The sequence below is a fragment of the Steroidobacter sp. genome, assembly GCF_016790065.1.
Classification (GTDB): domain Bacteria; phylum Pseudomonadota; class Gammaproteobacteria; order Steroidobacterales; family Steroidobacteraceae; genus Steroidobacter.
Map to the genome: position 1 here is coordinate 1 of NZ_JAEUPY010000599.1, position 8306 is coordinate 8306.

The window sequence follows — 8306 nt, forward strand, 5'->3', positions numbered from 1 at the left end:
ACAAGCCGCCGAGCGAATGACCGAACAGCGTCTGCCGATTGCGGTCGATGCGATACTCGGCTTCGACCAGCGGCTTCACTTGCTTCTCGATAAAGTCGAGGAACTCATCCGCGCCGCCGGGTGCTGGCCATTCCCTGCCACCTGGCACTGGTGGCGCTTCCCGCACCGGCGCAGGTGGCGTCATGTCATAGACCCGCCGTTGCATGTTGAGCAAACGTTCGCCCGGATAGCCGATCCCCACCACGACTACCGGCAAGGTGCCGTGATGCTGGGGATTGCGACCGCGCAGCTGAGCTTGCATCGCTGCCGGGAAGAACCAGGCATTGCCGTCGACCACGTAGACCACCGGCCAACCACCCGGTGGCGCTTTTTGCGAAGGCGTGCTGATGAACAGCCGATAGTCCTTGCCGGTGCTGGAACGTAACTCGCGTTCCTCGGTGTTGGGGAATGTGACTGCCGGCGCCAGCGGCCCCTCGTCTGCAGCGCTCGCCACCGAGGCGAGCCCCATGCAAGCGTGGACGAACAGCAGTGACAACCATCCAAGACCATGACGTTGCGGTTTATTCATCGAACACTCACCAGCGCTTGTTAAAGGTCAAAGCGACGACGCGTCCCACCACGGTGGCATTCGCAACGTCGTAAGGATCGGCGATCGCATCGTTGACAGCGGTGCCGCCATTGACGAACGGCGGCGCTTCGTCGGTGACGTTGCTGGCGGCCAGGCCGACACGTAGACCGTTGAACGCGCCGCCGAAGCGATCCAAGTCATAGCTGACATTCAAGTCGAGCGTAGTCCAGGAATCGATCTTCACCGGCGTAGTGGCCAACACCGGCGCGGCGTTGGCACCGCTAGCCACGTAGCAACCGACTTTGCATTGGTAGCTATCGACGTAGTTGACGGTCAACGAGGTACGCAACGCGCCGTAGCTCCACGACAGCCCCTGCTGAGTGCGCAACTTCACCGGATTGCCCAGCGAGCTGTAGCTGCCCAGTTGATCGTCGTAACCGCTGGCGGGCGTGCCCTTGATGTCGTAGGACATCAGCGACGTGCCGCGCACGAAGAAGTCGAACGTGCCGGCACGCTCGGTCGGCAACGAGTAGGAAACGTTGAAGTCGACGCCATCCATCTTCAGTGTCGCGAGGTTGGACTGCGTGGCATAGATGATCATCACCACGTCCTCAGCGGTCTGCAGCGGCCCAACGCCGCTTTGGCCGAGATAGCGCGGATCGTTCATCAGTGCCTGCACTTCGCTGATGTCGGGATTGACGCTCAGGCTGTTAATGTACGGCGTGGTGCCGGTGGCAAACAGCTCAGCGAGAATGCTCGGCAGCGTGCCACCCTGGATACGAACGATGCGATCGTCCACCAACAGATGGAAGTAGCTGGCACCGACTCGCAGGCCCGGCAACGCCGTCGGCGCGAAATCGAAACCCACTGTCCAAGTCTCAGCCTCTTCGGGCTTCAGATCCGGGCCGGCGCCACCGCTCACGACCATCGCGGTGAACGAACACTGACCGGAGCCACCGGGAGTGCCGACGATGCCGTTGAGCGGCACAAGGGTCGTGTTACACGGCGCGGTGCGAAAGCTCGGTTGTGTGGTGATCGCGTTGCCGCCACCAACCGGCTGCATGCCGGTGTACATGAAACGCATCGGCGGCGCATGGAAGGACGTGCCCCAGCTGCCACGCAAGGTGAGCGAGTCGACGGGTTTGAAGTTCACGCCGAACTTGGGGTTGGTGGTCTCGTAGCTGCCGAGTCCGCTGATCCGTTCGTGACGAGCCGCGAGCGACAAGCTCAACTCGCGCACCCACGACATCGCATTGCCGGCACCGACGATGGGCACGGCCGCTTCGACGAACGCCGATGTCACATCACGCTCGGTCGCGCCGTAGGGAACATGCGAGTCCGTGATGCTGCGCCAGTTGAAGTCCAGCTCGCCGCTCATGTGCTCCTTGCGGTAATCCAAGCCAGTGGCCAATTGCAAAGCGCCGCCGGGCAAATCCAACACGCTGCCGTCCACCTTGAAGCTGGCTTGCGCCAGCCAAGATTTGAAGTTCACATCTTCGTAACCGATGATCTGGTCGAGCACTGCCGCGGACACGGGCTCGGTGGAATAAGGATTGAACGGAACGTAGTTCAACGCCGCGCAGTACCGCTGAGCTGCTGTGCCACCGCCCGCGACAGATGCGATGTTGGTGCTGTTGAGGCCGGACAGCGCACAGTCCGTCGAGGTCGGCGCATTGACCAGGCTGGTGCCGCTGGCCACGAAGTCATAGATGTTGCCGTTACGAAGCGCATTGCCGCGACGGTTCTGATCCTCCTGACTCCAGGAAACATTGGCTTCCGCACGCCAATCGCCTGCCAGATCGAACAGAGCACCGAAGTTGGCAGCGTAGCTATCCACTCCAACTTCGCGCTTCAGACCGACATCGTCGAGCACCACGCCGAAGTTGTTAGTAATGCCAGGAATGTAATACGGGTTGGTCGATGGCAACGTGCCGTACAGCACGGCGTAGCCCAAGTTGTAATCGCCTTTACGTTGGGTGAAGCGCGCATCGCCGTACAACTGCACGCTGTCGGTGAGCGAATGCTCGAAGGATGCGAACACGCTATGCCGGCGCATCTCCGGCAGGATGTCGAGGTTGCCCCACGGATTGTAGGTGTTGCCGACACCGCCGCTGGCAGGCACGAGACTGCCAACAGTCAATCCGGTACCGGCGCCACCAGGAACGCTGTAAGCCACGGTGCCATTGCCCGCCGCGCCGCTAGAGAAAAGATTGGCTGCGGTGCCCGCGCGAGCACTGGCTCGCCGCCAGTTCACACCGCCGCGATCGCTGAAGTCACCGCCGTTATAAACATCTCGGTCGGACGAGCGCACGCGCTGCTGATCGTTGAACTCATAGCCGAGCAGCACACCACCACGCTCCCAGCTCGTGCCCCAGGTCTGACTCACTTGGGTTTGCGTGCCGCCGCCTTGGGTCATCGTGCCCAAACGCACGCTGCTGTTGAAGCCGTCGTCACGACGCTTCAGGATCACGTTGACCACGCCACCCACCGCGTCCGAGCCGTACACCGCCGATGCACCATCGAGCAGCACTTCGATGCGCTCGATGGCAGCGAGCGGCACGTTCGACAGGTCAACGAAGTCGCCGAACTGGCCGGCCGATGCGACACGACGACCATTCACCAGCACCAACGTCGACAAGGCACCGAGGCCGCGCAGATTCACGCCCTGGCCGCCAGTCAGATTCGAGCCTGCCGAACTGGCGTCTTGAGAGCCTTGCACGTTGTCCGCTGTGGCCACGCCGCCTGCGAAATTCGCCGGCAACTCGCGCAAGAAATCCGACAGGGTCGCCTTGCCGCTGGCCAGCACCTCCTCCGGCCCGATGACTTGTACGGCGTTGCCGACGAGCTCGACGCCACGAATATTGGTGCCGGTCACGGTGATCTCTTCCACCACCGACAGATCGGTGTTGGTCTCGGCAGCTTGTGCCAGCCCCGCAGCGAGCAAGGTCAGACCGCCAGTCAAAGCCGTAATCGCTGGTAAGCGCAGTTTCATTATGTTCTCCCCAAGCATGCTTCGAACGGCCGCCGCGCGGCCCCTCCCGGCCAGTCCACACGCATGCTATCGTTGAGCGACAACAACACGGCAGGAGCGCCACGACGAGCGTGGGGACTGGGTACATTCGTTCGGCCACGAGTATTTCAGGCCGAAGCCGGGACTACCTTTGAGCGAGCCAATAAAACCTTTACCGGACACAGCATCGCCGCTGGCAGCCGCCGAGCAAGTGTTCGTTCACAAGCACCTGGCGCGAGGCCTGGAGCTGGTGGGCGGCGACTTCCGTTTCAGCCAGGCCATCGGCGACGACGAACCGTTGCTGGCCGGCCGCCTCTACGATATGCGAGCGTTGCAGCCCGGACTCATTCTGCATCGTGCGCAAGGCCGCGATCTGCAATCGCTGCACAGTCAGGTGCTACAACAGCCGGGCATCAAGCTGAGTTTGCTCGCGGCCGGCTCGACTGAAGTCGCCTATGGGCGGCGGCGTTATCACCTCGGTCCACAAGCCAATGCCACGCGCCACAACCAGGCCGCGCTAGTCGCGCTGGCGGAACCGGATACCTTTTCACGTGATTGGCGACGCGGCCGTGAGGAATGCAAGATCTCGATCACGCTGAAACCGCAATGGCTGGAACAAGCGGGCTTCGGGATGCTGAACGAGCACGCGCGCCTCGCAACGTTCGCCAACGAACACATGTCCGAGCGCTCGTGGCTGCCGTCGCCGCAGGCCATGCTGGCCGTACAGCAAGTATTGCAACCACCGCCGTTGCTGCCGGCCTTACAGGAAATATTCATCCAGTCGCGCTGTCTGGACATCATCGTCGAAGCACTGAGCCTGATTGCGCATGCCGATGCCGCTGCGGCGGAACCGAGAGGACTCAATCCGCGCGCGCAGCGACAACTTCGACAGCTTCAGGAATTGCTGGACAGTGGCGCGGCCGATGAATGGTCTTTACAAGCCATCGCTGCGCACGTGGGCAGCAATCCCACCAGCCTGCAACAGCTGTTCCGGCGCGAGAAGGGTTTCACCATCTTCGAATATCAGCGGCAGCGTCGTCTGCAACGAGCGCGCGTCGCCTTGAGCCAGCAAGGAATCAGCGTGGAAGAAGCGGCCGCGATTGCCGGCTATTCGAGCGCGGCGAATTTCGCGACCGCATTCAAAAGACTCTTCGGAATCACACCGCGCGCCGCGCGCGGGTGACCTAACACATCAATTCTTTGCCGCCGTCTTCTGGAATCCATCGCCCTGGCGCGAACGCAGCGCCCGACTGATAGTGGTGGGCACGATGGAACCGTGATCTTCGCCTTCAACCAGGAAGAACTGAGTGGTGACACCAGCCACGCCCTTCATGCCTGTCGCGATCCCGCGGCTGTCCGTCACCATCTTGATCGCCGCGGTTTCTTCCAAGCTACCCGCCGCCACGAACAGATTGATCGGCGCATCGGTAGGCTTGCGAGCAGCAATGAATTTTTTCTGTTCCTGGAACAGCGAGCGATCGTTCCACCACACCGACGGACTCAACGCGATGTAGTTCTGAAACGACTGCGGTTGCTGGAACAGCGTGTACAGCGTGAAGAAGCCGCCGAAGGAATGTCCCAGCAAGGTCTGCCGCTGTTGGTCGATGGCATAACGGCGTGCCACCGCCGGTTTCAACTCATCGTTGATGAAGCTCAGGAAGTCAGGCGCGCCGCCGCCGCTGTCCGGATTGAGCATGCCACCCTCGCCATGCTTCGGCGAACGTGCGCCGGCCGAATGCACGAGGTAATCGAACGTGCGGCGAGCGATGTCGAACGGTTCATCGGTGGGATAACCGATGCCGACCACTAGCGCCGCCGAAATCCCGGTTCGCTCCGGACGTCGGCCTTGCATGCGCAGTGTCTCGGTCACAGTGCCGAAGTTCGAGTTCGCATCCAGCACATAAAGCACCGGATAGCCTTCAGGCGGCGGCGGTGTCGCCGGCTGCGAAATCAGGATCCGATACGGACGTCCCTTGGCCGAAGTCAGCTCCCAACGCACCGACTTGGAAATCTCGACGGCGCCCGCCGGAACGGGCGTACCCGCTGAAACATTCGCAGTGACCCGCGCACACGGATCGAGGCCGAGATAATCGTCGTAACGTTTGGCCTCTTCCGCCAGCGATGCCTGCAACCACTGCGGTAGCGTCGCTAGCTCCTTCGCCAAATCCTGCTCGTAAGCAGCTCGGTCGGCCGGGCTCAAAGCACGCGCTCGCAGACGATAGTGATAGCGCTGATGAGGGACGCGCTTGACGTATTCCCAAGCCGTCAGTTTCGGCGGCAACGGCAGCGGGCCGGTATACGCACCGGTCTTACAGTGCTCCATCGCAACCATTTCGTTGCTCAAAGATTCATACAGCCAGGTGGGCAACTTCTTTACTTCGGCCGACACCGCATCGTTGTGCTTGTCCTGCTGTTCTTTCGGCAGGGCTCGCACACGAACGCGCAGCTCCGAACGCTGCTCCGGCGTCATGCGCACATACTCCCAAGCCTCCGGCGCGGGAATACTTTCAGCGGCCTTGGACTCGGCGCCGAACGCCGACTGCGATGACAAAGCCAAGCACGCGGCAACAAAACAGAACCAGCGCACGTTCGATTTCATCGCAAGCCCCTTATCGTGAACACACCTGGGGCAGCGCTCGCATGAGCGCCATCGTTTTGTCGAATGCTGGAATCGCTTCCGCCGGCAACGCTTCACCGGCCAGGCTGGCGTAAATGCCGAACACCGATTCGCGGCTGGCGTCGTAGAAGATCACCGCGCGAGTCATGCCCTCACGCTGCTTACCGTCTCGCCCCTTGCCACCGGGCAAGGCCACAGCATGAATCGAGGTCACCAGATCCGGCCGGAAATGACTGATCAGGCCGTTCTCTCCGGGCGCTTTCACATCGGTGAACGCGTCTTTGCGCTCGTTGCCCAACAACGGCGGCACCGGGGCCTGGAACTTCATGATCCAGCCCTTCTGATCCAGGATGAAAAAGCCGTAGGGCCACTCGGAGACCGACTGCCACACCGCATTGAAGTGCTGACCGGAAACGCCGGTCGCATGCTCGGCAGACAGACCGGACGACACGATCTCTTCGGGCAGATTCATGTGCCGGCGGGCTACTAACGGAGGCGCACTCGGCAGCGACGCATAGAAAGCCCGCACCTCGGTGCTCTGCTGCGCGGAGGCGCATGTCGCCGCCGGTGCCGAAGCTGCCGACGCCAACCCCAACAGGATCTCTGCCAACATCGTCCGCCCTCCCAACCCACTAAACTTCGAAATTATCGAGCCGACGGGCGCCACTGACCGTCTGGTCGGTATTATTTTCGAAATTAAGTGTATAGGCGGACGGACGACGGGGCAACGATTTTCAGCTGGCGAGCTTGAACACCCCCACCGTTCCGACCAGTCTCTGAGCGCGATCGCTCAACGCTTCGGCAGCAGCAGCGCTCTGCTCCACGATCGACGCGTTCTGGCGCGTACTACGATCCATCTGCGTCACGGCGCTGCCAACCTGCACGATGCCAGTGCTTTGTTCGATGCTCGCCGCACTGATCTCGCCCATGATGTTGTTCACATCGCGGATGGCTTCGAGAATTTCGGCCATGGTGTGACCGGCGCGATCGACCATCTCGGAGCCGCGCTCCACTCGCGTCGTGCTCTCGGCGATCAGCGCTTTGATTTCGTTGGCCGCCGCAGCGCTACGTTTCGCGAGACTGCGCACTTCTCCAGCGACCACTGCGAAGCCCAGGCCATGCTCTCCCGCACGAGCCGCTTCGACGGCACCGTTGAGCGCGAGCATGTTGGTTTGGAATGCGATGCTGTCGATCACGCCGACGATCTCGCCGATCTTGTTCGAACCGGCGTTGATGTCTTGCATGGTCGCCACGACTTCGGTCATCACCGCCGAGCCTTTACTCGCGATGGACGAAGCATTCGAGGCCAACTCGCGAGCCTGCTGCGCGCTCTGACTGTTGCGCTCCACGGTCGTGCCCAGCTGTGACATCGTCGCCGACGTCTGCTGAAGCGCCGAAGCCTGCTGGTCGGTCCGCTCGCTGATCTTCGCGTTGCCCGATGCGATACGCTCGGACTCGACGGCGATAGCGTCAGAGGCGCTGCGCACTTCGCCGACGATGTTCGCCAGGCTGGCCTGCATCGCCGACAACGAAGCCATCAAGCTGCCGTCATTGGCAACTGACCGACCATCGGTCAGCGGGCTCAAATCGCCGCTAGCAACGCGCTCCGCAGCGACGCGCAAATCGTTGGGTTCGGCACCCAAGGCACGCGTCAGTTTGTGAACGATCAGGGTACCGAGCGCAGTCGCGACCAGGAACGCCACGATACAAATCGCCAGCAACTGCTGTTTCTGGCTGGCGTACTCGGCCTGCGAGTCTTTGGTCAACTCGATACCGCGCCGCTTGGTGTAGTCGGCGAACTCATCGGTCGAGCGAATCAACGCCGCCAACAACGGCCGGCACTGCTCATTCATTTTCTGGATGGCCAACGCGCGAGTCGCCGGATCCATCGCCAGCTGCACGATGTTCAGCGCCACCGGACCGTACTGGCTCTCGACCCGCTTGATGTTGCTGATCAGAGTGCGCGTCTCGTCCGTGCCGGACTGGTGAGTTGCCGTCCGCTCGAGTTGTTCGAGCAACGAAGTCACATCCTGATGGGCCTGGACCACGGCCGCATGCTCAGCTTCGATGTCTTGCGGCTTGGTGACCAGCACCAGGTTGCGGGCGGCGAT

At 61.8% G+C, this 8306-nt stretch carries 6 protein-coding genes; 1 reads left to right on the forward strand and 5 read right to left on the reverse strand.

The window, feature by feature from the left end; all coding sequences use genetic code 11:
- Together JNL55_RS24670 and JNL55_RS24675 are read right to left on the reverse strand one after the other, a co-directional pair.
- A partial coding sequence (locus JNL55_RS24670; RefSeq protein ID WP_293860534.1) for an alpha/beta hydrolase occupies positions 1-568 on the reverse strand: 568 nt, incomplete at its 3' end.
- Positions 569-575: 7 nt separating this feature from the next.
- Entirely contained in the window at positions 576-3560 is a 2985-nt protein-coding gene (locus tag JNL55_RS24675; RefSeq protein ID WP_293860537.1) for a TonB-dependent receptor plug domain-containing protein, read from the reverse strand.
- Between the two features lie 169 nt (positions 3561-3729).
- Between JNL55_RS24675 and JNL55_RS24680 the strand changes: the two genes are divergently transcribed.
- Complete coding sequence (locus JNL55_RS24680) at positions 3730-4761, forward strand: helix-turn-helix transcriptional regulator (protein ID WP_293860540.1); 1032 nt, start codon at positions 3730-3732, stop codon at positions 4759-4761.
- 9 nt (positions 4762-4770) lie between these two features.
- On the opposite strand, the gene JNL55_RS24685 is transcribed toward JNL55_RS24680, so the two are convergent.
- From JNL55_RS24685 to JNL55_RS24695, 3 genes are all read right to left on the reverse strand, one after another.
- Entirely contained in the window at positions 4771-6177 is a 1407-nt protein-coding gene (locus JNL55_RS24685; protein WP_293860543.1) for an alpha/beta hydrolase, read from the reverse strand.
- A 10-nt stretch (positions 6178-6187) separates the two neighbouring features.
- Positions 6188-6808 (reverse strand): ChuX/HutX family heme-like substrate-binding protein, encoded by a 621-nt coding sequence (locus tag JNL55_RS24690; RefSeq protein ID WP_293860546.1) that lies wholly within the window; start codon positions 6806-6808, stop codon positions 6188-6190.
- A gap of 121 nt (positions 6809-6929) precedes the next feature.
- Positions 6930-8306: methyl-accepting chemotaxis protein (locus JNL55_RS24695; RefSeq protein WP_293860549.1), on the reverse strand; the 1377-nt coding region annotated here is incomplete at its 5' end.